The 19,961-nt window shown below is 72.5% G+C and carries 21 protein-coding genes and 1 pseudogene; 14 read left to right on the forward strand and 8 right to left on the reverse strand.

The genetic code is table 11. The annotated features are described in order from the left end of the window. A pseudogene (locus ACFC51_RS31660) lies at positions 1-140 on the forward strand (2-oxoacid:ferredoxin oxidoreductase subunit beta); the annotation flags it as partial. Between the two features lie 36 nt (positions 141-176). On the opposite strand, the gene ACFC51_RS31665 reads toward ACFC51_RS31660, so the two are convergent. Continuing rightward, complete coding sequence (locus tag ACFC51_RS31665) at positions 177-554, reverse strand: winged helix-turn-helix transcriptional regulator (protein ID WP_376374727.1); 378 nt, start codon at positions 552-554, stop codon at positions 177-179. Positions 555-660: 106 nt separating this feature from the next. On the opposite strand from ACFC51_RS31665, the gene ACFC51_RS31670 reads away from it, so the two are divergent. From ACFC51_RS31670 to ACFC51_RS31685, 4 genes are all read left to right on the forward strand, one after another. Continuing rightward, positions 661-1,518, forward strand: a complete 858-nt coding sequence (locus ACFC51_RS31670) for an SDR family oxidoreductase (protein WP_376374724.1) — start codon at positions 661-663, stop codon at positions 1,516-1,518. Positions 1,519-1,631: 113 nt separating this feature from the next. Continuing rightward, on the forward strand, positions 1,632-2,621 hold the full coding sequence (gene rarD / locus ACFC51_RS31675; protein ID WP_376532100.1) for an EamA family transporter RarD: 990 nt from the start codon (positions 1,632-1,634) through the stop codon (positions 2,619-2,621). A 69-nt stretch (positions 2,622-2,690) separates the two neighbouring features. Then, a complete protein-coding gene (locus ACFC51_RS31680) occupies positions 2,691-4,307 on the forward strand; it encodes an FAD-dependent oxidoreductase (RefSeq protein WP_376532102.1) in 1,617 nt (538 codons plus the stop codon). Positions 4,308-4,319: 12 nt separating this feature from the next. Continuing rightward, a complete protein-coding gene (locus ACFC51_RS31685) occupies positions 4,320-4,769 on the forward strand; it encodes a hypothetical protein (RefSeq protein ID WP_376374715.1) in 450 nt (149 codons plus the stop codon). A gap of 7 nt (positions 4,770-4,776) precedes the next feature. On the opposite strand, the gene ACFC51_RS31690 is transcribed toward ACFC51_RS31685, so the two are convergent. After that, positions 4,777-5,166, reverse strand: coding sequence for an SRPBCC domain-containing protein (locus ACFC51_RS31690; RefSeq protein WP_376374713.1), 390 nt, complete (start codon positions 5,164-5,166; stop codon positions 4,777-4,779). A gap of 13 nt (positions 5,167-5,179) precedes the next feature. Further along, positions 5,180-5,809, reverse strand: a complete 630-nt coding sequence (locus ACFC51_RS31695) for a CGNR zinc finger domain-containing protein (protein WP_376374711.1) — start codon at positions 5,807-5,809, stop codon at positions 5,180-5,182. Positions 5,810-5,831: 22 nt separating this feature from the next. Between ACFC51_RS31695 and ACFC51_RS31700 the strand changes: the two genes are divergently transcribed. The 3 genes from ACFC51_RS31700 (at position 5,832) to ACFC51_RS31710 (ending at position 7,784) form a co-directional block, all read left to right on the forward strand. Continuing rightward, positions 5,832-6,281, forward strand: a complete 450-nt coding sequence (locus tag ACFC51_RS31700) for a VOC family protein (protein WP_376374708.1) — start codon at positions 5,832-5,834, stop codon at positions 6,279-6,281. A gap of 65 nt (positions 6,282-6,346) precedes the next feature. Next, on the forward strand, positions 6,347-7,156 hold the full coding sequence (locus ACFC51_RS31705) for an HAD family hydrolase (protein ID WP_376374706.1): 810 nt from the start codon (positions 6,347-6,349) through the stop codon (positions 7,154-7,156). Positions 7,157-7,235: 79 nt separating this feature from the next. Next, positions 7,236-7,784, forward strand: a complete 549-nt coding sequence (locus ACFC51_RS31710; protein ID WP_376374703.1) for a flavodoxin family protein — start codon at positions 7,236-7,238, stop codon at positions 7,782-7,784. Here ACFC51_RS31710 and ACFC51_RS31715 read toward each other — a convergent pair. The 5 genes from ACFC51_RS31715 to ACFC51_RS31735 all read right to left on the reverse strand — a co-directional run bounded on the left by ACFC51_RS31715 (position 7,777) and on the right by ACFC51_RS31735 (position 13,055). Beyond that, the gene (locus ACFC51_RS31715; protein WP_376374701.1) at positions 7,777-8,388 is read right to left on the reverse strand and encodes a TetR/AcrR family transcriptional regulator; all 612 of its coding nucleotides are present in this window, start codon (positions 8,386-8,388) and stop codon (positions 7,777-7,779) included. The genes ACFC51_RS31710 and ACFC51_RS31715 overlap by 8 nt on opposite strands. Before the next feature lie 197 nt (positions 8,389-8,585). Then, positions 8,586-9,476, reverse strand: a complete 891-nt coding sequence (locus tag ACFC51_RS31720) for an ABC transporter permease (protein ID WP_376532104.1) — start codon at positions 9,474-9,476, stop codon at positions 8,586-8,588. Further along, positions 9,463-10,449 carry an ABC transporter ATP-binding protein gene (locus ACFC51_RS31725; RefSeq protein ID WP_376374696.1) on the reverse strand — a complete coding sequence of 329 codons (987 nt, stop codon included), beginning with the start codon at positions 10,447-10,449 and terminating at the stop codon, positions 9,463-9,465. Before ACFC51_RS31725 ends, ACFC51_RS31720 begins: the two co-directional genes overlap by 14 nt. Positions 10,450-10,599: 150 nt before the next feature. Next, positions 10,600-11,823 (reverse strand): outer membrane lipoprotein carrier protein LolA, encoded by a 1,224-nt coding sequence (locus ACFC51_RS31730; RefSeq protein WP_376532106.1) that lies wholly within the window; start codon positions 11,821-11,823, stop codon positions 10,600-10,602. Positions 11,824-12,044: 221 nt separating this feature from the next. Beyond that, on the reverse strand, positions 12,045-13,055 hold the full coding sequence (locus tag ACFC51_RS31735; protein WP_376374690.1) for a polyprenyl synthetase family protein: 1,011 nt from the start codon (positions 13,053-13,055) through the stop codon (positions 12,045-12,047). A gap of 156 nt (positions 13,056-13,211) precedes the next feature. On the opposite strand from ACFC51_RS31735, the gene ACFC51_RS31740 reads away from it, so the two are divergent. From ACFC51_RS31740 to ACFC51_RS31765, 6 genes are all read left to right on the forward strand, one after another. Continuing rightward, a complete protein-coding gene (locus ACFC51_RS31740) occupies positions 13,212-14,711 on the forward strand; it encodes a peptide MFS transporter (protein WP_376532108.1) in 1,500 nt (499 codons plus the stop codon). 9 nt (positions 14,712-14,720) lie between these two features. Next, a complete protein-coding gene (locus tag ACFC51_RS31745; RefSeq protein ID WP_376374685.1) occupies positions 14,721-16,715 on the forward strand; it encodes a CocE/NonD family hydrolase in 1,995 nt (664 codons plus the stop codon). Between the two features lie 132 nt (positions 16,716-16,847). Next, on the forward strand, positions 16,848-18,074 hold the full coding sequence (gene fahA, locus ACFC51_RS31750; protein WP_376374682.1) for a fumarylacetoacetase: 1,227 nt from the start codon (positions 16,848-16,850) through the stop codon (positions 18,072-18,074). After that, positions 18,071-18,751: a GPP34 family phosphoprotein gene (locus tag ACFC51_RS31755; RefSeq protein WP_376374679.1), complete on the forward strand. Its 681-nt coding sequence runs from the start codon at positions 18,071-18,073 to the stop codon at positions 18,749-18,751. The genes fahA and ACFC51_RS31755 overlap by 4 nt, the downstream gene beginning before the upstream one ends. 162 nt (positions 18,752-18,913) lie before the next feature. Beyond that, positions 18,914-19,684, forward strand: a complete 771-nt coding sequence (locus ACFC51_RS31760) for a GntR family transcriptional regulator (protein WP_376374676.1) — start codon at positions 18,914-18,916, stop codon at positions 19,682-19,684. Positions 19,685-19,724: 40 nt separating this feature from the next. Continuing rightward, a complete protein-coding gene (locus tag ACFC51_RS31765; RefSeq protein WP_376374673.1) occupies positions 19,725-19,952 on the forward strand; it encodes a ferredoxin family protein in 228 nt (75 codons plus the stop codon). The last annotated feature ends 9 nt before the right edge of the window (positions 19,953-19,961 follow it).

Raw genomic sequence — 19,961 nt, forward strand, 5'->3', positions numbered from 1 at the left:
TCGGCGTCCTGCGCAGTGTGGAGCGCCCGGTCTACGACGTACTCATGTCCGACCAGCTCGACACCGCGATCGAGCAGCACGGCAAGGGCGACCTGAGCGCCCTGCTGGCCGGCAGCGACACCTGGACCGTCGTCGGCTGACGCGCCACCGCACCCCCGAAGCCCGGCCCCGGACGATCAGGGCCGGGCTTCGTCGTACGCCGCGCGGGCCGTCTCCACCGCGTCCAGCCGGCGCTCCGCCCACCGGGCCAGTCCCCAGACCTGCTCGGCGGCCTCCCTGCCGAGCGGGGTCAGCGAGTAGTCCACCCTCGGCGGGATCACCGGCTTGGCGTCCCGGTGCACGAAGCCGTCGCGCTCCAGTGTCTGGAGGGTCTGGGCCAGCATCTTCTCGCTCACGCCGCCGACCGCGCGGCGCAGCTCGCTGAAGCGGTACGAACGCTCCAGCAGCCCGGCCAGAACCAGCACCCCCCAGCGGCTGGTGACGTGCTCCAGCACCAGCCGGGAGGGGCACATCGGCTGATTGACGTCGGAGGACCTCACCGGGCTTACGTTCATATCAGTACCTTACTTCAAAGTTGGTACTTTCCTTTGGTTAGTGCCAGCTCTATGGTGAGTGGGAGAAAGCACGCATACAAGGATCAGCGCATCCAGGAGGAACCTCATGAGCATCGTCGTCACCGGAGCGACCGGACAGCTCGGCCGTCTCGTCATCGAGCGGCTGCTCGCCACCGTCCCGGCGGAATCGGTCGCCGCGGTCGTCCGCGACAAGGAGAAGGCGGCGGCGCTCGCCGGCCTCGGCGTGGAGATCCGCGTCGCCGACTACGACCGGCCCGAGACGCTCACCGGTGCGTTCCGGGCGGGCGACCGCGTGCTGTTCGTCTCCGGCAGCGAGGCCGGCAGGCGCGTACCGCAGCACACCGCCGTGATCGAGGCGGCGAAGGCGGCAGGCGTCGCGCAGCTCGCCTACACCGGGGTGCTGGGCGGTCCCGACGCGGACTTCCTGCTGGCGGCCGAGCACAAGGTGACCGAGCAACTGATCCTGGACTCCGGGGTTCCCCACACCTTCCTGCGCAACGGCTGGTACACCGAGAACTACACGGCGAACCTGGCGGCCGTCCTGGAGCACGGCGCCGTCGTCGCCAACGCGGGCGAGGGCCGTGTCGCCTCCGCCACCCGGGCCGACTACGCGGACGCCGCCGCCGCCGTGCTGACCGGTGAGGGGCACATCGGCGCGGCGTACGAGCTGAGCGGCGACGTCGCCTGGTCGCTGTCCGAGTACGCCGCCGTGGTGGCCGCGGCGACCGGCAAGGAGATCGTGTACACCGAGGTGCCGGCCGCCGTGCACCAGGAGATCCTCGTCGAGGCCGGACTGCCCGAGTCCTTCGCCGCGATCCTCGTCGACGTGGACGAGGCCATCGCGCGCGGGCTGCTCGCCGGGACGAGCGGCGACCTGTCCCGCCTGATCGGCCGCCCGACCACCCCCCTGGCCGAGACGGTGGCCGCGGCACTCGCCGTCTGAGCACTCCCGCCCCGGTCACGACCGTTCCCATGAGACGGCAATGACAGAGGGCTCTTCCGGCGCTACCGTCGTGCAGTCGGCCGACCGCCGACACAGGAGTGCCGGGAGGGCCCGTGAAGGGGAAGAACGAGCAGCGGGCTGGCCTGCTGTACGGAATCGCTGCGTACGGGATGTGGGGCCTCGTCCCCCTCTTCTGGCCGCTGCTGGAACCGTCGGGGGCGGTGGAGATCCTCGCCCACCGGATGGTCTGGTCGCTGGGTGTCGTCGGTGTCGCCCTGCTGTTCCTGCGCCGCTGGGCGTGGATCGGCGAGCTGATACGGCAACCGCGGCGGGTGGGGCTCATCACGCTCGCCGCGACGGTGATCTCCGTCAACTGGGGCCTGTACATCTGGTCCGTCAACAACGGTCACGTCGTCGAGGCGTCGCTGGGCTACTTCATCAATCCGCTGGTCACGATCGCCATGGGCGTGCTGCTGCTCGGTGAGCGGCTGCGCCCGGTGCAGTGGACCGCGGTGGCGACCGGCTTCGCGGCGGTGCTGGTGCTGGCGATCGGCTACGGGCAGCCGCCGTGGATCTCGCTGGTGCTGGCGTTCTCGTTCGCGACGTACGGCCTGATGAAGAAGAAGGTCGGCATGGGCGGACTGGAGTCCCTCGCCGCCGAGACCGCCGTCCTGTTCGTGCCCGCGCTCGGCTTCCTGCTGTGGCTCGGGGCGAGGGGTGACGCGACGTTCCTCGCCGGGGGTGCGGGGCACGGCGCCCTCCTCGCCGCGACGGGGCTCGTCACGGCGATCCCGCTCGTCTCCTTCGGCGCAGCGGCGATCCGGGTACCGCTCTCCGTCCTGGGCCTGCTGCAGTACCTGGCGCCCGTCTTCCAGTTCGCGCTCGGCATCCTGTACTTCCACGAGGAGATGCCGCCCGAGCGGTGGGCCGGCTTCGCACTGGTCTGGGTGGCGCTGATGCTGCTGACCTGGGACGCACTGCGGACGTCGCGGCGCACGAGAGCGGAGGCCCTGCGCCTGGCCGTACGGGCCGCGGAGGCGACGGCACCCGTCGGCACGGCCTCCGCCTCCACGCCGGACACGGACACTCCCGCCATGAAATAGTTACTCGGTTGCTTTTCTTACCTGGTTACGGTTCTCTGTCCTCCGGGACGAGTGGACCGAGGAGCAGGCATGACCGATGTACTGATCGTGGGCGCGGGCCCGACCGGACTGACCCTGGCGTGCGATCTCGCCCGGCGCGGCCTCGCCGTACGGATCGTGGACAAGTCGCCCGGCCACCCGCGCAGTTCGCGGGCCAAGGGTCCCGACCCCCGCACCCTGGAGGTGCTGGAGGACCTGGGCGTCGTGGAGGCGGTGCTGGCGGCGGGCTCGGCGCCCCTCCCGATGCGCAAGTACCGCGACGGCGTGCCCGTCGCCGACGCCGACCCGTACGCGGGCTCCGCGCCGACGCCGGACGCACCCTACGACCGGGGCCGGCTGATCGCGCAGTGGCGGCTGGAGGAGATCCTGCGCGACCGCCTCGCCGGGTACGGGATGGCCGTGGAGACGGGCACCGAGGTCGTGGGTCTCACCGACGACGGCACCGCGGTGACCGTCGCCCTCGCCGACGGCCCGGACGTCCGGGCCCGCTACGTGGTGGGCTGCGACGGTGCCCGCAGCCGCGTACGGAAACTGCTGGGCGTCCCCTTCGAGGGTGGGACGGCCGAGGACCAGGTGATGGTCTGCGGCGACGTCGAGATCGATCCGGGCGTGCTGGACCGGGGCCTCTGGCACCAGTGGTTCGACGAGGACGGGGCGGTGATGCTCTGCCCCGTTCCGGGGACCCCGACGGGATGGTGGTTCCAGGCGAGCCCCGAACGGGACGCCGACGGCCGGCCCCTCGCCCCCTCGGCCGACGGCTTCCGGCGGCTCTTCGCCCGGCACACCCGGCTGCCGGCCGCCCGCCTCACCGAGGCCACCCTGCTCTCGACGTACCGCGTCAACGTGCGCATGGTGGACCGCTACCGGGTGGGCAGGGTCCTCCTGGCCGGGGACGCCGCCCATGTGCACGCGATCGCGGGCGGGCTGGGCATGAACACCGGCATCCAGGACGCCTTCAACCTCGGCTGGAAGCTCGCCCAGGTGGTGCGGGGGCGGGCGGGTACGGACCTGCTGGACACCTACGAGGAGGAACGGCTCCCGGTCGCCGCCTGGACGCTGGAGTTCACGTCGGAGCGGCTGCGGGCCACGCTGGAGGCGATCAGGAAGCCGGGCGGCGGCCTGGACAGCGCGATCACGTCCTCGACGGGCGGGCCCGGCCGCGACTACCGGTGGAGCTCGCTCGCCCGCCCCGGGGGCGACGGCGCCCTGCGGTCCGGGGACCGCGCCCCGGACGCCCCCTGCGCCGTCGCGGCGACCGGTGAGCCCACCCGCCTCTTCCGCATCCTGGCCGGGCCGCATCTCACCGTGCTGGGCTTCGGCGCCGGCACCGAACGGGCGCTGCGGGACGCCGCCGCGGCCCACGGCGACGCGGTGCGCGCCGTGCGGGTGTACGGCGCCGGTGACCCGGAGCCGGGGACGGGCGCGGCCCTCCCGGACTCCCTGCACGACCGGGAGGGACTCGCCTCCGCGGCGTACGGCGCCGGCCGGGACACCGTCGTCGTGATCCGGCCCGACAACCACGTGGGGCTGGTCTCGCACACCGGCGGCTTCGACGCGGTGCACCGGTATCTGGAGGTGCTGGACGGGGCGCGGGGGCCGGATCCGACGAGTGTGGCAGGCATGGTGGACGGCACCGGCAAAGGCTGATTGAGTGCCCGGATGGGGACCATCCTGAAGGACATGCGGCACGTCCAGTGGCATGAACTGCGCCACGCCCAGGGCTCCGCCTCCCAGGTCCCCGGGATGCTGTCGCGGATCGCCTGGGGCGACAGCGAATCGGCCGAGGACGCGCTGAGCGACCTGGGGCGGTGGATCGGCGCCATGGCCGTCTTCGACGCGACCGTCGCCGCGGTGCCCTTCCTCTGGGAGCTGGCCGCCATGGAGACCGTGAAGGACCGCGCCGGGGTGCTCGGGCTGCTGGGGACGATCCTCGCCCGTGGCCACGCGCACCACCCGGAGTGGACCCGGGACGCGCATCTTGCGGTGCTGGCCGGCCGGCCGACGGCCGAGCGGCTGGCGGCGGACGGCGACCCGGCGGTGAGCGCCGCGGCAGGGGTGCTGCTGGCGGCCCTCGGCGGACACGCCTGCGGGACCTGCCCGCCGCGCTGATCCGCGGTCAGCCGAGCGCGGCCTCGACCCGGTCCATCACGCCCTGCCAGTGGGCGCGCCGCTCCTCGCGCTCCTCCGCGCTCGCCAGGTGCTCCTGGTGGAAGCGGAGGACGGACCTGCCGGCCGAACCGCCGGGGGCCACGGCCACCTGCACCGTCGTCGGCCCGTGGGTGAGGCGGACCCGGTCTCCCGGGCGGTAGCTGCGGATCTCGCCCTCGACCCCGTCGGCCGTGCGGTAGGCGGCGCCCTTCTCGGTGGGCAGCTCCGCCCCGGGTCCGAGCCAGAGGGCCACCCCCTCCTCCCCGGCGACGAACTCCCAGAGTGCGTCCACGGGCAGGGGCAGGGTCCGGGAGACACCGATCTCCCATCCCGCGTCCTGCGTGAGTCCGGTCGGCATCGCGGCTCTCCCTTCACTCCCCGGCGTCGCCGGGTGCGGGGTGGCGGGCGCGGTGCGCCCGCACCTTGCTGAGGTTTCCGCACCGGCCCATCGCGCACCAGCGGCGCCTGCCGGGCCGGGAGGTGTCGACGAAGTGCAGTGCGCAGTCGTGGGCCTCGCACACACGGATCCGGTGGGCGTACGGGCCGGTGAACAGGTCCACGGCGTCACGGGCGACCGTCGACAGCAGCTCCGTGCCGCTCGCCCGGACCGGCCAGGTGCGTAGACCGCCGGGTGTCATGGCGGCCACCAGCGGGGAACGGGCCGCGGCGGTGTTCACCACGTCCGTGTCGTCGGGGGCGAGGCCGTCGCCCCGGGCCCGGGCGATGGTCATCCGCCAGAGCGCGCCCCGCAGTTCACGCGCGCGGTCGAGCTCGGCCGCATCGACGACGAGCCGCAGCCCGTCGGGCAGCCGGCTCTCCTGCGCCCAGCGCACCAGATCGGCGGGGACGCCCAGGGTCTCGTAGCTCCAGGGCAGTCCGCCCGGATCGCTGGTGAGCAGCAACTCCAGGCAGAGGGCGCCCGGATCGAAGCGGAACGCACGGCCGCGGGGCGTACGAAGAATCAGCCCCGGTTCCGGCGTGCCCGTTGCCGCACCATTCATGTAACCAGTATAAACGGTTTCCATGACTCTGCACTGGAAGCTCGTCATCGACGCCACCGACCCGCACGCCCAGGCCGACTTCTGGGCGGAGGCCCTCGGCTACCTCGTGGAGGACAACAGCGTCCTCATCGACGAGCTGCTGGCCGCCGGCGTCGTGTCCGAGGCCGACACGGCCGAGCCGCACGGCCGTCACGCCTGGCGCGACCTCGCCGCCGCACGGCATCCCGACGACCCGTACGACGAGAAGAGCGGCGCGGGGCTCGGCCGCCGGCTGCTCTTCCAGCGGGTGCCGGAGGCCAAGACGGTCAAGAACCGCCTCCACATCGACGTCCACGCGGCCCCCGGCCGGCGCGAGGCCGAGACGGAACGGCTGGTGGGGCTGGGCGCCAGCGTGCTGCGGCTCGTCGAGGAGCCCGGGGGGACGTGGCAGGTGCTCCTGGACCCGGAGGGCAACGAGTTCTGCGTCCAGTGAGCGGGCCGACCGTCCGCGCAGGCCGGCGGCGTACGACGGGAAAGCGATCTCTCTAGGCTGACCTCATGGTCATCCCACCCGCCGCACACACCCTCGTCGCCACGGATCTGGACGGCACGCTGCTGCGTTCCGACGACACCGTGAGCCCCCGCTCCCGCGCCGCCCTCGCCCGCGCCAGGGCGGCCGGCGCGCGGCACCTGATCGTCACGGGCCGCCCGGTGCCCGGGATACGGACCCTGCTCGCGGACCTCGGCTACGACGGCCTGGTGGTCTGCGGCCAGGGCGCCCAGGTGTACGACGCGGGCTCGGCCCGCCTGCTGCGCTCGGTGACGCTGGACCGGGAGCTGGCCGACACGGCGCTCGGCAAGATCGAGGCCGAGGTGGGGCCGGTGTTCGCCGCGGTGGACCAGGACGGCACCGACGGCCTGACCCTGACCGAGCCGGGCTACCTCATGCCGCACCCCTCGCTCCCCGCGCAGCGGGCCGCGCTCCGCGCGGAGCTGTGGGCAGCCCCGGTGATCAAGGTCCTGATACGCCACCCGGAACTGACGGACGACGAACTGGCCGCGGCCGCCCGCGGGGCGGTGGGTGATCTGGCGTCCGTGACGATGGCGGGTCCGGGCACGGTGGAGCTGGCGCCGTACGGCGTGGACAAGGGCACCGGGATCTCCCTGGCGGCGGAGCTGACGGGCCACGACCCGGCCGGGGCGGTGGCGTTCGGCGACATGCCCAACGACCTGCCGATGTTCCGGCTCTGCGGCCACACCGTGGCGATGGGCAACGCCCATGCCGCACTCCGGGCGGAGGCGGACGAGATCACCGGGTCCAACGAGGAGGACGGGGTGGCCTCGGTGCTGGAGCGCATGTTCGGCTGAAAGCCACTCCCATGAACCCCTCGTGCGCCGATATGCTGCGTACGCAAGCAATCGTCGCACGCGGGCAATGGGAGTGGTCATGGCGGCACGCAGTTTCCTCTTCGTACTCGGCAGCAGCCGGCCCGGCGGCAACACCGAGACGCTCGCGCGGATCGCCGCCGAGCAGCTCCCCCCGGACACCCGGCAGCGCTGGCTGAGCCTGCGCGAGCTCCCGCTGCCCGCATTCGAGGACGCGCGCCATCCCGAACGCCGCCACACCCCGCCCACCGGCAACGCCGGGACCCTGCTCCGGGCCACACTGGACGCCACCGACGTGGTGATCGCCTCACCGCTCTACTGGTACTCGGTCTCCTCGTCCACCAAGCAGTACCTGGACCACTGGTCGGGCTGGCTGGAGACGCCGGGGATCGACTTCAGAAGGACGATGGCAGGCAAGACCCTCTGGGGGGTCACGGCCCTCGCGGACAGCGACCCCGCGGTCGCCGAGCCGCTGGCGGGCACCCTGCGCATCTCGGCGAAGTACCTGGGGATGCGGTGGGGCGGGGTGCTGCTGGGCAGCGGCAGCAAGCCCGGCGACGTGCTGTCGGACACCGGCGCCACCGCCCGGGCGAAGACCTTCTTCAGCTGAGGCGCCCGGGTCCCTGGCCACCGCCGGCGGCCAGGGACCGCAGGACGTGGGAGACGAGGGCGGCGACCGTCGCCTCGTCCTGGGCCGGCTTGCGCAGCACATGGCGGTAGTAGACGGGCCCGTAGAGCATCTCCACCGCGAGGGGGAGGTCCGCGCCCGCCGGGATCTGCCCCTGCTCCTGCGCTCGGCGCAGCCGTTCCACGGCCGCGTCGACCCGGGGGCCGACGAGCTGCTCGCGGACGGCGCGCGCCAGGTCCTCGTCGTGGTGCAGCTCCGACAGGATCCCCGCGTAGGCCGGGCCGTAGGGCGGCGTGGATATCAGCCGCACCAGACTGCCGATGTGGGTCCGCAGATCCGCCTCGATGACACCGGTGTCGACGAACGGCGTGGCGCCGACGAGCATGCCGGCGAACGCCTCCAGCACCACCGCGCCCTTCGACGGCCACCAGCGGTAGATCGTCTTCTTGCTCACCCCGGCGCGGGCCGCGATGGCCTCGACGGTCACCCGCCCGTACCCCTTCTCCGTACACAGCTCCAGAGCGGCGTCCAGCGTCGCCCGCCGCGACCTCTCGCTGCGGCGCAGGGAACTCGGCGATGTGATCATTCGGTGAGCATAGGGGGATTCCGCCCACCGCTTGTTGACAGGTCGTCGCCAGAAGTCGAACAATGACCAGGCTGGAAACGGAACGTACCGTGTCGTGACGTTCCGTGCAGCAGACCGTTCGTGCCGTTCGTGCCGCGACGAGCCGATCGGGGGACGGCTCGACCGGCCGACGGTACGGGCGGACCCCCGCCGGTCCCTCAGACGCTGATGTCCTTCGCCGAGAACCGCGCCCAGGCCGCCGAGCCGAACACCGCCGCGTACAGCCCCTGCAGACCCAGGTTCCTGACGATCTCGTCCCAGTAGACCGGATCGCGCAGCAGGTCCGTGAAGGACAGCCAGTAGTGCGGGAAGAGATACGGGTGGATCCCGTCCAGCTGCGGCATGGTGTCCAGGATCTGGGTGATGACGAGCACGCCGACCGTGGCCGCCATCGCCGCGATCCCGCTGTTGGTGAGGGTCGAGACGAACAGGCCCAGCGCCGCGAACCCGACGAGCGACGCCGCCACCACGACGGCGATCAGCCCGGCCCGCAGGAGACCTTCACCGAACCCGATCCGGGTCCCCGAGATCGTCGTGACCTCGCCGACGGGGAAGAGCAGCGCACCGGTCATGAGCGCCGACGCCGCGACGACCAGGGTGGCGACCAGGCAGAAGACCAGCACCGAGGCGTACTTCGCGAGCAGCAGACGGGTGCGGCCCGCCGGGGCGACCAGCAGGTAGCGCAGCGTGCCGCCGCTCGCCTCGCCCGCCACGGAGTCCCCCGCGACGACGCCGACGGCCATCGGGAGGAAGACGGGCAGCGTCGCGGAGAGCGCGGCGAAGACCAGGAAGAGGCCGTTGTGGGTGACCTGGGCGAGGAAGGCGGGTCCGCCCCCTCCGCCGCCCGGTCCGCCGCGCGCTCCGTCGCCCGTCTCGATGCGTACGGCGATCCCGATGAGGACGGGCACCGCGGCCAGCACCCCGAGCAGGGCCAGGGTGCGCCACCGCCGGAGCAGGGTGGCCAGCTCGGAGCGGAGGATCCCGAGGGTCCACACCGCCCGGCGCGGCGCACGGGGCACGGCGACGGCCGTGCGTTCAGCCTGCGACATCGAATCCCTCTCCGGTGAGTGCGACGAAGGCGTCCTCCAGCGAGGCCCGCTCGATACCGAAGGCGCGTACCCGGACCCCGGCGCCCACCAGGGCGGCGTTGATGTCCGCGAGCTCCACGTCCCCGGCGGGCGCGTCCGTGCTCACCCGGTCCCCGTCGCACACGAGGCCCGTCGCCCCGTGCGCCGCGAGGACGCGGGCGGCGTCACCGGGGTCGGGGGTGGTGACGGCGAGCCGGCCCCGTGCGCCCGCGGCGAGCTCGGCGACCGGTCCCTGGACGAGGAGCCGGCCACGGGCCATCACCGCGGCGTGGGTGCAGACCTGTTCGATCTCGTCGAGCAGATGGGAGGAGAGGAAGACCGTGGTGCCCTCGGCCGCCAGCTCCCGGACCAGGGAGCGGATCTCGCGCATGCCCTGCGGGTCGAGGCCGTTGGTCGGTTCGTCCAGGACGAGCAGTCCGCGCGGCTGGAGCAGGGCCGCGGCGAGCCCGAGGCGCTGCTTCATGCCGAGCGAGTAGGCCTTGGCCTTCTTGCCGGCAGCGGCGGCGAGACCGACCCGCTCCAGGGCGCTCTCCACCCGTGCGCGCCGGGTGCGCGGATCGGCGGCGGGGTCGGCCGAGTCGAACCGTACGAGGTTGCCCCGGCCCGTCAGGAACCCGTACAGCGCGGGCCCTTCGATGAGCGCGCCGACCTGCGGGAGCACCGTCCGCGAGGCGGCCGGCATGGGGAGGCCCAGGACGTGGGCGGTGCCGGAGGTCGGAGTGATGAGCCCCATGAGCATCCGGATCGTGGTCGTCTTCCCCGAGCCGTTGGGCCCGAGGAATCCGAAGACGCTGCCGGCGGGGACCGCGAGGTCGAGCCCGTCGACAGCCGGCGGTCCGCCCCGGTAGCGCTTGGTGAGCCCGCGCGTCTCGATCACGGTGCCGGTCCCCGGCCACGTGCCCGGCCGCGCCGTCGCGGCAGCTGTCTCGGTCATCCGCACTCCCGGTCCTGTCCCGCCGTGTCCGTCGGCCCCGCCGCACAGGGCCGCCCCGCCGCACGGGCCGGCCCCCCTGTGCGGACCTCCCCGTCGCACGAGCCGCCCCGCCGTACGGAGCGTACGACGGGGCGGGGCGTACGGTGCGTCCTACCGGGCGGTGTCGGCCGCCTTCACCAGGGCGTCCTTGGTGACCGCGCCGACGTAGACCTTGCCGTCGTCCGTCAGCAGCGCGTTGACCAGGCGCGTCGAGAAGACCGTGCCCGAGCCGAAGTCACCGGTGACCTTGTCGCCGAGGGCGTCCAGGAACTGCTGCGCCTGCGCCGGGACGTCGCCGGAGCCCTGCGCGGGCATGCCCGCCCCGCCCGGGACCTCGATCTCGGCGACGGCGTTCCAGCCCTCGCCGATGACGTTCAGGCCCTTGAAGCCCTCCAGCGCGCCCAGCTCCTTCCGTGCCTTGTCCGCGGCGCCCTTCTCCTCGGCCCCGGCCTTCAGCTCGTCGGCCTCGGTCACCTTCGCGCCCTCGGGCGGGGTGAAGGAGAAGGAGGAGGCGGCGGGCTTCGCGAAGTCGACCTGGGTGAAGCCGGCGTCCACTGCGGCCTTGCCGCCGCCGCTGGGGGCCAGCGTGAACTTCAGGGGCACGCCGGTCGCGGCGTCGACGGCGACCGTGACGGAGCCGATCGTCGAGCCGGACTGCCTGGGCTTGATCAGCAGCTTGTAGGCGTCGCGCCCCGCGACCTGCGCGGTGCCGTCGACGGTGACGGACGTGGTGTCGTCGGCGGCGGCGAGCGCCTCCTCGGCGAGCTCGCCGGGAGTGGCCGGCACCCCCTTCGGCGCCTTGTGCCCCTCGGCCTTGCCGCCCGTGTCCCCGCCGGACGCGTGGTAGACCTCGTTGCTCTCGCTGTCGTATCCCCAGACGTCGTCCCCGTGGTGGACGAGGCTGTACTCGGAGCCCTCGCCGAGGATGGAGAGGCGCTGCTTGTCCGGGCCGTCGGCCGCGACCCGGAGCGTGTGCGTCCCGGAGGCGAGCTCCATCAGCTTGGCGTCGGGGGACGCGTTCGACCCCTGGGAACCGGAGTCGGGCGCGAAGGAGCCCGCGAGCCCTCCGAGCGAGGGGATGCCGAGGTCGGTGCTGACCTTCACCGTGCCGGAGAGCTGCTCCTCGTCCGACGCGGCGATCTTCTCGATGAGTTCCTGCGCGGTGATGTCGGGCAGATCCGGGTCGCCGGAGTCCGCCAGTGCCGGGACGAGCCCGATCGTCGCCGCCGCCACTCCCGCCACCGCGAACGGGACGATGTAGCGCGCCGCCTTCCGGCGGCCCACGACAGTGCCCGTGGCCTCGCCGTTGGTCTCCGCGCTGTCGTTCGGTGCCATGTCTGCTCTACCTCCGTGGTCGGCGGCTGCCATCCCGTTGAGCGTGTCCACTCCCCGCCGCCATTCTCACCCGATGTGGTCAGGAGTGGTTCTTAACCATCTGACCAAATCGGGCGAGGACAAGCGTCAGCCCCCGGGAGCAACTGGACGTACCTCTCCGGGATGACACGCGGGACGCACCGTCCCCCGAGCCCTTAGGGGTCGAACGGGGCACGGACGGGTCAGCCCGCGCGGTGCACCACGGCGTCGCACAGCTCTTCGAGCGCGGCCTTGGCGTAGCACTCGGGCAGCGGCGCCAGCGTCGCCCGTGCCTCCTGGGCGTAGCGGACGGTGTCGCGCCGTGCCTGTTCGAGCGCCGGGTGGGCGCGGAGCCTGCGCAGCGCCTCGGCGAGCAGGGCGTCGTCCGCGAGGTCGCCCTCCAGCAGGGCCACGAGCTCCTTGTCCTCCGGACGGCCCTCGGCCTCCGCCCGTGCCCGCAGGAGGAGCACCGGGAGGGTGGGGATGCCCTCGCGCAGGTCGGTGCCGGGCGTCTTCCCCGACTCGTGGGAGTCGGAGGCGATGTCCAGGACGTCGTCGGCGAGCTGGAACGCGATGCCGAGGCGTTCGCCGTACTGGGTGAGGATGTCGACGACCGCGTCGTCGGCCCCCGCCATCAGGGCGCCGAACCGGCCGGAGACGGCGACCAGCGAGCCGGTCTTGCCGCTGAGCACGTCCATGTAGTGGTCGACGGGGTCGCGTCCGTCGCGCGGGCCGGCGGTCTCCAGGATCTGGCCGGTGACGAGGCGCTCGAAGGCCTCCGCCTGGATGCGTACGGCCTCCGGGCCGAGGTCGGCCAGGATGTGCGACGCCCGGGCGAAGAGGAAGTCGCCCGTCAGGACGGCGACGGAATTGCCCCAGCGGGTGTTGGCGCTGTCCACCCCGCGGCGCACGTCCGCCTCGTCCATCACGTCGTCGTGGTACAGCGTCGCCAGGTGCGTGAGCTCGACGACGACGGCCGAGGGGACGACTCCCGGGGCGTCCGGGTCGCCGAACTGGGACGCGAGCATCACCAGCAACGGCCGGAACCGCTTGCCCCCCGCGCTGACGAGGTGCTGCGCCGCCTCCGTGATGAAGGGGACCTCACTTTTGGTGGCATCCAGCAGCCCCGCCTCGACAGCGGCCAAACCGGCCTGGACATCGGCCTCAAGAGCCTGGTCCCGCACGCTCAGTCCGAACGGCCCGACGACGGTCACGAGGGGATCTCCTGTCTGCTGACGATCACACGGAATGTCGATGTGTCGCTGTCCTCACTCAACTCAGCGTATCCGGTCCCGTTTGGATCACCGTGGGCGCCTTCCCGCCACCGCCGGTATGTTCGGGATCAGCTCATACGATCAGGAGTTATCGCTTTGTCCCACACCACGGCCGGTACCGAACCGACACAGCCACCGCCCGGAGACGACACCGCCTTCTTCGGCCAGCCGCGGGGGCTCTTGACGCTGTCGGGGCTGGAGGTCTGGGAGCGCTTCTCGTTCCTCGGGATGCAGGCCATCCTGGTCCTCTACTTCGCGGACAAGGTCTCCGACGGCGGCCTGGGCATGGACCCCGGCACCGCCGCCTCGGTCTCGGCCGCCTACGGCACGCTGGTCTACCTCGTCTCGGTCGCCGGCGGCTGGCTCGCCGACCGCATCCTCGGCTCGTACCGCGCGGTCCTGTACGGCGGCATCCTCATCGCGTGCGGCCACTACGCCATGGCGGTCCCGACCGCCACGATGACCTGGGTGGGCCTCGGGCTGATCAGCGCCGGCACGGGTCTGCTCAAGCCCAATGTGGCCTCCATGGTCGGCAAGCTCTACGGCACCGAGGACCAGCGCCGCGACGCCGGCTTCGCCCTCTACTACATGGGCATCAACATCGGCGCCTTCGCCGGCCCGCTGATCACCGGCTGGCTCGGGGAACACGCGAGCTGGCACTGGGGTTTCTCGGCCGCCGCCTTCGGCATGACGCTCGGCCTGATCCAGTACGTCCTGGGCCGGCGTCACCTGGCCGGGCGAAGGCACGGCGCCGAGTACGCGCTGGCCCCCGGGCCGATGCGCAGGGCGGTGCGGCTGATGGTCGTGGGCGCCGTCGTGGTCGCGGCCGTGGCGACGGCTCTGGCCCTCGCCGGCTGGCTCACGATGGACCGTTTCGTCGACGTGCTCACCGTCGTCTCGGTGATCGCACCCGTCGTCTACTTCGTGGTCATGTTCCGCTCCCCCCGGGTGACCGCGGAGGAGCGCGGCAGGCTGCGCCCGTACGTCGTGCTGTTCCTGGCGTCCGTGGTCTTCAACTTCATCCTCTTCCAGGCGTACTCGACGATGATCCTGCTCGCCTCGACGAACGCGCGCACCGAGATCTTCGGCTTCCACTTCCCGGCGAGCTGGTACGCGTCGGCGCTGGGCGCGTTCGAGGTGGCGCTGGCCCCCGTCGTGGCCGCCGTGTGGGCCCGGATGGGCCCGCGCCAGCCGCACGCCTCCAACAAGATCGCGATCGGGGTGATCCTCGGCGGCCTGTCGTTCATCCTGATGGTCCTGCCGACCTCCGGCCACGCCGACGACACGTACAAGATGGCCGCCTGGTGGATCGTCGGCTCCTACCTGCTGCTCGGGCTCGGCGACATCCTCGTGGAGACCTCCGGCATGTCCGCCACCACGAAGCTCGCGCCCAAGGCGTTCGCCAGCCAGACGATGGCCCTGTGGTTCCTGTCGCTGGCCCTCGCCAACGGCATCCAGTCACAGATCGTGAAGCTGTACGGCGAGGTGTCCAACCCCGCCTACTTCGGTGTCAATGGCGCTATCGCGGTGGCGGCCGGTGTGGCCGTCATCGCCGCCGCTCCCTGGCTCAAGCGCACCATGCACCCCGTCCACTGAGGTACCGCCATGCACATCCGCACCGATTTCCCGTACGAGACCACCCACGAGGACCTCTACATCCCGCTGGCGGACGGCACCGAGCTGTACGCCCGGATCTGGCGGCCGGTCACCGACGAACCGGTGCCCGCGCTCCTGGAGTACCTGCCCTACCGGCTCAGCGACTGGACGGCCCCGCGCGACTGGCAGCGCCACCCCTGGTACGCGGGCCACGGCTACGCCTCCGTGCGCGTCGACGTCCGCGGGCACGGCAACAGCGAGGGCATGCCGGGTGACGAGTACGACGCGACGGAGCTCGCCGACGGGGTCGCCGTCGTGCACTGGCTCGCGCAGCAGGAGTGGTGCTCCGGCCGGGTCGGGATGTTCGGCATCTCCTGGGGCGGCTTCAACTCGCTCCAGATCGCGGCGCTCGCACCGGAGCCCCTGAAGGCGGTCGTCACCGTCTGCTCGGCCGACGACCGCTACGACAACGACGTCCACTACATGGGCGGCTCCGTCCTCGGGGTGGACATGCACGCCTGGGCCTCCACCATGCTGGCCTTCGTCTCGCGCCCGCCGGACCCGGCCGACGTGGGGGACGACTGGCGGGACATGTGGCTGCGGCGCCTGGAGAAGGTGGAGCCCTTCATCCACACGTGGCTGGCCCACCAGACCCGCGACGACTACTGGAAGCACGGCAGCGTCTGCGAGGACTACGGCGCGATCGAGGCGAAGGTCATGGCGGTGGGCGGCTGGCACGACCCGTACCGCGACACCGTCCTGCGGCTCGTCGAGCACCTGGACCCCGGGCAGGTACGCGGGCTGATCGGCCCCTGGTCGCACCAGTACCCGGACCGCGGACTCCCCCCGGGCCCCGCGATCGGCTTCCTCCAGGAGACGCTGCGCTGGTGGGACCAGCACCTCAAGGACAAGGACACGGGGGTGATGAACGAGCCGCTGCTGCGGTCCTGGATCAGCGGCTCGCACCGCCCCGCCACGGTCTACGAGACGCTTCCGGGACGCTGGGTCGGCGACGCGTCCTGGCCGTCCGAGAACGTCGCCGCGGTCACGTACGCCCTGGGCGGCGGGTCGCAGATCGTCCGTTCGCCGCAACAGACCGGGATGGACGCCGGACGCTTCTTCCCGTTCGGCAACGACGCCGACCTGCCGCCCGACCAGCGCGACGAGGACGCCAAGTCGGTGTGCTTCGAGTTCCCCGTCGAGGACGCCCCGATCGAGATCCTCGGCCGCCCCCGGCTGACGCTCCTGCTCCGGATGGACGTACCGCGCGGCCAGGTGATCGCCCGGCTCTGCGACGTGGCCCCGGACGGGTCCTCCACCCTGGTGACCCGTGGGGCCCTCAACCTGGCCACCCGTCACGGGCGCGACCGCGCGGAGGACTGGCCCGTCGGGAAGGCCGAATACGTGAACTTCGACCTGAACGGCATCGGGCACACCTTCCCGCCCGGCCACCGGATCAGGGTCGCCGTCTCCTCCTCGTACTGGCCGTGGATCTGGCCCCAGGCGGGCTCGGCGGGCTTCACACTGGAGGCGGAGGGCAGCCTCGTGGAACTCCCGGTGCGCCGGCACACCGAGGACCCGGCGATCACCTTCGGCGAGCCGGAGCAGGCGGAGCCGCTCGGGGTCGTCTTCCCGGCCACCCTCGACGAGCAGCGTCCGGAACGTCTCGTGGTCCGTGACGTCGCCAAGGGCGAATGGCGCCTGGAGGTAGACCCCCGCTACGGCGGCACGCGGGTCTACCCGGACGGGCTGGAGTTCACCGAGGACGCGCTGGAGACGTACACGATCCAGCAGGACGACCCGCTGTCGGCGAGGGCCCGGTCCGACTGGACGATCAGGCTGCACCGGCCGGAGATGTCCTGGGACGTGCGGATCGAGACGCGTTCCGAGACGAGTGCGGACGCGGACGACTTCATCACGTCCAACGAGGTCGTCTGCAAGGACGGCGACGAGGTCGTCTTCCACCGGACCTGGGAGAAGCGCATCCCGCGCACCGCGGGCTGACCTGGCCCGCACGGCGGGTCGAGCAGGGTTATCACGTAACTTTCCGGGCATCACGCCTACTTGAGACACTGCCGCCGACCGGCGACGCCGACGTACCGTGTTCCTCAAGCGACTGGAAAGGGGCAGCGACAGATGCCCGAGCAGAGCAGCCCGCTCGACCTGGCCGAGGGCGATCCCTTCGGTCCGCACAACCTTCCGTACGGCGTGTTCTCCACCCCGGAGCACCCCGAGGACCGAAGGGTCGGAGTCCGCATCGGCGGACACGTGCTGGACGCCGGAGCGGCGGCGCACGCACTCGGTTCGCCGTACGCCAGACTGCTGGCGCAGCCGAGCCTGATGCCGCTGCTGGCGGCGGGGCGCACCGCCTGGCGGGATGTACGCAGGGCGCTGACGGCATGGGTCACGGTGCCGTCGCACCGCGCGGACCTGGAGCCGCTGCTGCACCCGCTCGACTCGGTGGCCCTCCACCTGCCGTACGAGGTCGCGGACTACGTCGACTTCTACGCCAGCGAGCACCACGCCACCAACGTGGGGAGGATCTTCCGGCCCGACGGGGCGGCGCTCACCCCCAACTGGAAGCACCTGCCGATCGGTTACCACGGGCGGGCCGGCACGGTCGTCGTCTCCGGCACGGACGTGGTGCGCCCCTCCGGGCAGCGCAAGGCGCCGTCCGACCCGGCCCCCGTCTTCGGGCCCTCGGTGAAGCTGGACATCGAGGCCGAGGTCGGGTTCGTCGTGGGTGTCCCCTCCGCACAGGGCTCCCCGGTGCCGCTCTCCGAATTCCGCGAGCACGTCTTCGGACTCTCCCTGCTCAACGACTGGTCGGCGCGGGACATCCAGGCCTGGGAGTACGTGCCGCTGGGCCCCTTCCTCGGCAAGTCCTTCGCCACCTCCGTGTCCGCCTGGGTGACCCCGCTGGAGGCCCTGGACTCGGCCCGCACGGCCCCCGAGCGTGACGTCGCCCTGCTCCCCTACCTGGAGGACGCGGACGACGAGGAGCTGGGCGGCTTCGACATCCGGATCTCGGTGGAGATCAACGGGCAGACCGTCTCCGAGCCCCCGTTCTCGACCATGTACTGGACGGCCGCCCAGCAGCTCGCCCAGATGACGGTGAACGGCGCCTCGCTGCGCACCGGCGACCTGTACGGCTCCGGGACGGTCAGCGGCGCGGAGCCCGCCCAGCGCGGCTCGCTGCTCGAACTCACCTGGAACGGCCGCGACCCGCTGGACCTGGCCGAGGGCAAGCGGACGTTCCTGGAGGACGGCGACACGGTCACCCTGACCGCCTGGGCCCCCGGACCGCACGGCACCCGTGTCGGGCTCGGCGAGGTCACCGGACGGATCACGGCCTCGGCGTGAACGACGACGCCGCGCTCACGCTCCCCGAGGAGCTGCTGCTGCTCGCCCTGGACCCCGTCCGCGGCAAGCCGTACTGCCGCGGCCGGTTCCTGGAGTACGGGATCGCCGGCGCCGCCCTGGCGGAGCTGGAGCTCCAGGGCCGGACGACGCACGAGCGCGGGCGGGTGGTGGTCGTGAACCCGCTGGACCCGCCGGACGCCCTGCTCGCGGTGTTCCTGCGGAGCCTCCCGCCCCCCGGCAAGAGCCGGTCCGGCTCGGGGGTGTCCGCGAAGGGCTGGGTGCGGAAGGCGGGCCGGCGGGCCGGCGGGCTGTACCTGGACGCCCTGGTGGAGCGCGGCGTCCTGCGCAGGGAGACGCGCCGCTTCCTCGGCCTGCTGCCGTACCACCGCCATCCGGCGGGCCCCGCCTCCCCGGCGGAGCAGGTGCGGCAGCGCTTCGAGGAGTCCCGTGCGGCCGGGTACCCGGACCGCAGGAGCCGGCTGCTCGCCGGCCTGGCCGCGGCGGTCGGGCTGCCGTCGGTGGTGCGGCAGGGTGACCGCCGCACGCGCGGGGTGGCGCGGGCCCTGGCCCGCGAGGAGTGGCCGGCCCTGGCCGTGCACCGCAATGTGCGCCAGGACAAGGCGTCCCAGGCCGGTGGCGGGGCCGGCGGAGGCGGCGGCAGCGGCGACGGCGACTGACGGCGCCGGGGCGGCCCCGGTGTCCGAGGAGTGGTCGTCCGGGTGGCAGATCTTGCCCGGGCGAGCGGAACACAGCTGGTCACAGCGGTACGCCCGGCGGCCCGGGGTGGCGCAACACTGTCGCAACACCATCGCGTGGACCCCGTCGGTATGGTCCAGCGCATGCCAGCCGAACGCACCCGTGAGCACACCGTGCCCGTCGCCGCCGCCCGTCGGCGCCGGCTGCGCGCGGACCATGCGCGGCTGCTCGCCGACCTGCTGCGCCACCAGGTGCGGACCGGCGGCTTCCCGGGCGGGGTGCTGCCCTTCGAGGACGCGATCGGCAGTGATTACCGCGTCTCGCGCAACACCGTCCGCCAGGCCCTGGACCTGCTGCGCGCGGAGGGCCTGGTGGAGCGTCAGCCGGGAGTGGGCACCGTCGTCGTCAGCGAGAGGTACCCGCACCGCCTGGACCGGCTCCAGGGGCTGGCCGAGACCCTCCGCGAACACGGCCGGGTCACCAACGAGGTCCGTACGGTCGGCCCCGTGCCCGCGCCGGGCCCCGTCGCACGGCGGCTGCGGGTCGCGGAGCACACCGACGTGCTCTACATCGAGCGGCGCAGGCTGCTGAACGGGCTGCCGCTCTCCCTCGATCTCACCTACGTCCCCATGGACATCGGAGCCGGACTCCTCGGCTGCGACCTGGAGAACACCGACGTCTTCCGGCTGCTGGAGAGCCTCACCGGGCAACCGCTCGGCAGCGCCGAGATCACCATGGAGGCGGTCAACGCCGACGCGCACTCCGCCGCCGTCCTGGAGACCCCGCAGGGATCCGCCGTCCTGATGCTGGAACGGCTCACCCACCTCGGTGACGGACGCCCCGTGGACCTGGAGTTCATCCGCTTCCGGGGCGACCGCATCAGCATGAGCGGACTGCTGCACCGGTCCGCCTGAGCCCCCTCCCCCGCCCTCTTCCTCTTCCCTGGAGACCGCCATGCCTCTGACGCCCCAGCGGGCCGACGTGCCCGTGACCATCGACGAGTCCAAGTGCATCGACGGCTGCACCCTCTGCGTCGACATGTGCCCGCTCGACTCGCTGGCCGTCAACCCGGACAGCGGCAAGGCGTACATGCATGTCGACGAGTGCTGGTACTGCGGCCCGTGCGCCGCCAGGTGTCCCACCGGCGCGGTCACGGTCAACATGCCCTACCTCCTCCGGTGAAAGGCCCCT

It is taken from the genome of Streptomyces sp. NPDC055962, from assembly GCF_042270185.1.
Taxonomy (GTDB): domain Bacteria; phylum Actinomycetota; class Actinomycetes; order Streptomycetales; family Streptomycetaceae; genus Streptomyces.

Bases quoted from the DNA above. Each gene is read 5' to 3' on its own strand.
- ACFC51_RS31665 (WP_376374727.1), bottom strand. From the start codon at position 554: ATGAACGTAAGCCCGGTGAGGTCCTCCGACGTCAATCAGCCGATGTGC.
- ACFC51_RS31670 (WP_376374724.1), top strand. From the start codon at position 661: ATGAGCATCGTCGTCACCGGAGCGACCGGACAGCTCGGCCGTCTCGTC.
- ACFC51_RS31680 (WP_376532102.1), top strand. From the start codon at position 2,691: ATGACCGATGTACTGATCGTGGGCGCGGGCCCGACCGGACTGACCCTG.
- ACFC51_RS31685 (WP_376374715.1), top strand. From the start codon at position 4,320: ATGGGGACCATCCTGAAGGACATGCGGCACGTCCAGTGGCATGAACTG.
- ACFC51_RS31690 (WP_376374713.1), bottom strand. From the start codon at position 5,166: ATGCCGACCGGACTCACGCAGGACGCGGGATGGGAGATCGGTGTCTCC.
- ACFC51_RS31695 (WP_376374711.1), bottom strand. From the start codon at position 5,809: ATGAATGGTGCGGCAACGGGCACGCCGGAACCGGGGCTGATTCTTCGT.
- ACFC51_RS31700 (WP_376374708.1), top strand. From the start codon at position 5,832: ATGACTCTGCACTGGAAGCTCGTCATCGACGCCACCGACCCGCACGCC.
- ACFC51_RS31705 (WP_376374706.1), top strand. From the start codon at position 6,347: ATGGTCATCCCACCCGCCGCACACACCCTCGTCGCCACGGATCTGGAC.
- ACFC51_RS31710 (WP_376374703.1), top strand. From the start codon at position 7,236: ATGGCGGCACGCAGTTTCCTCTTCGTACTCGGCAGCAGCCGGCCCGGC.
- ACFC51_RS31715 (WP_376374701.1), bottom strand. From the start codon at position 8,388: ATGATCACATCGCCGAGTTCCCTGCGCCGCAGCGAGAGGTCGCGGCGG.
- ACFC51_RS31720 (WP_376532104.1), bottom strand. From the start codon at position 9,476: ATGTCGCAGGCTGAACGCACGGCCGTCGCCGTGCCCCGTGCGCCGCGC.
- ACFC51_RS31725 (WP_376374696.1), bottom strand. From the start codon at position 10,449: ATGACCGAGACAGCTGCCGCGACGGCGCGGCCGGGCACGTGGCCGGGG.
- ACFC51_RS31730 (WP_376532106.1), bottom strand. From the start codon at position 11,823: ATGGCACCGAACGACAGCGCGGAGACCAACGGCGAGGCCACGGGCACT.
- ACFC51_RS31745 (WP_376374685.1), top strand. From the start codon at position 14,721: ATGCACATCCGCACCGATTTCCCGTACGAGACCACCCACGAGGACCTC.
- fahA (WP_376374682.1), top strand. From the start codon at position 16,848: ATGCCCGAGCAGAGCAGCCCGCTCGACCTGGCCGAGGGCGATCCCTTC.
- ACFC51_RS31760 (WP_376374676.1), top strand. From the start codon at position 18,914: ATGCCAGCCGAACGCACCCGTGAGCACACCGTGCCCGTCGCCGCCGCC.
- ACFC51_RS31765 (WP_376374673.1), top strand. From the start codon at position 19,725: ATGCCTCTGACGCCCCAGCGGGCCGACGTGCCCGTGACCATCGACGAG.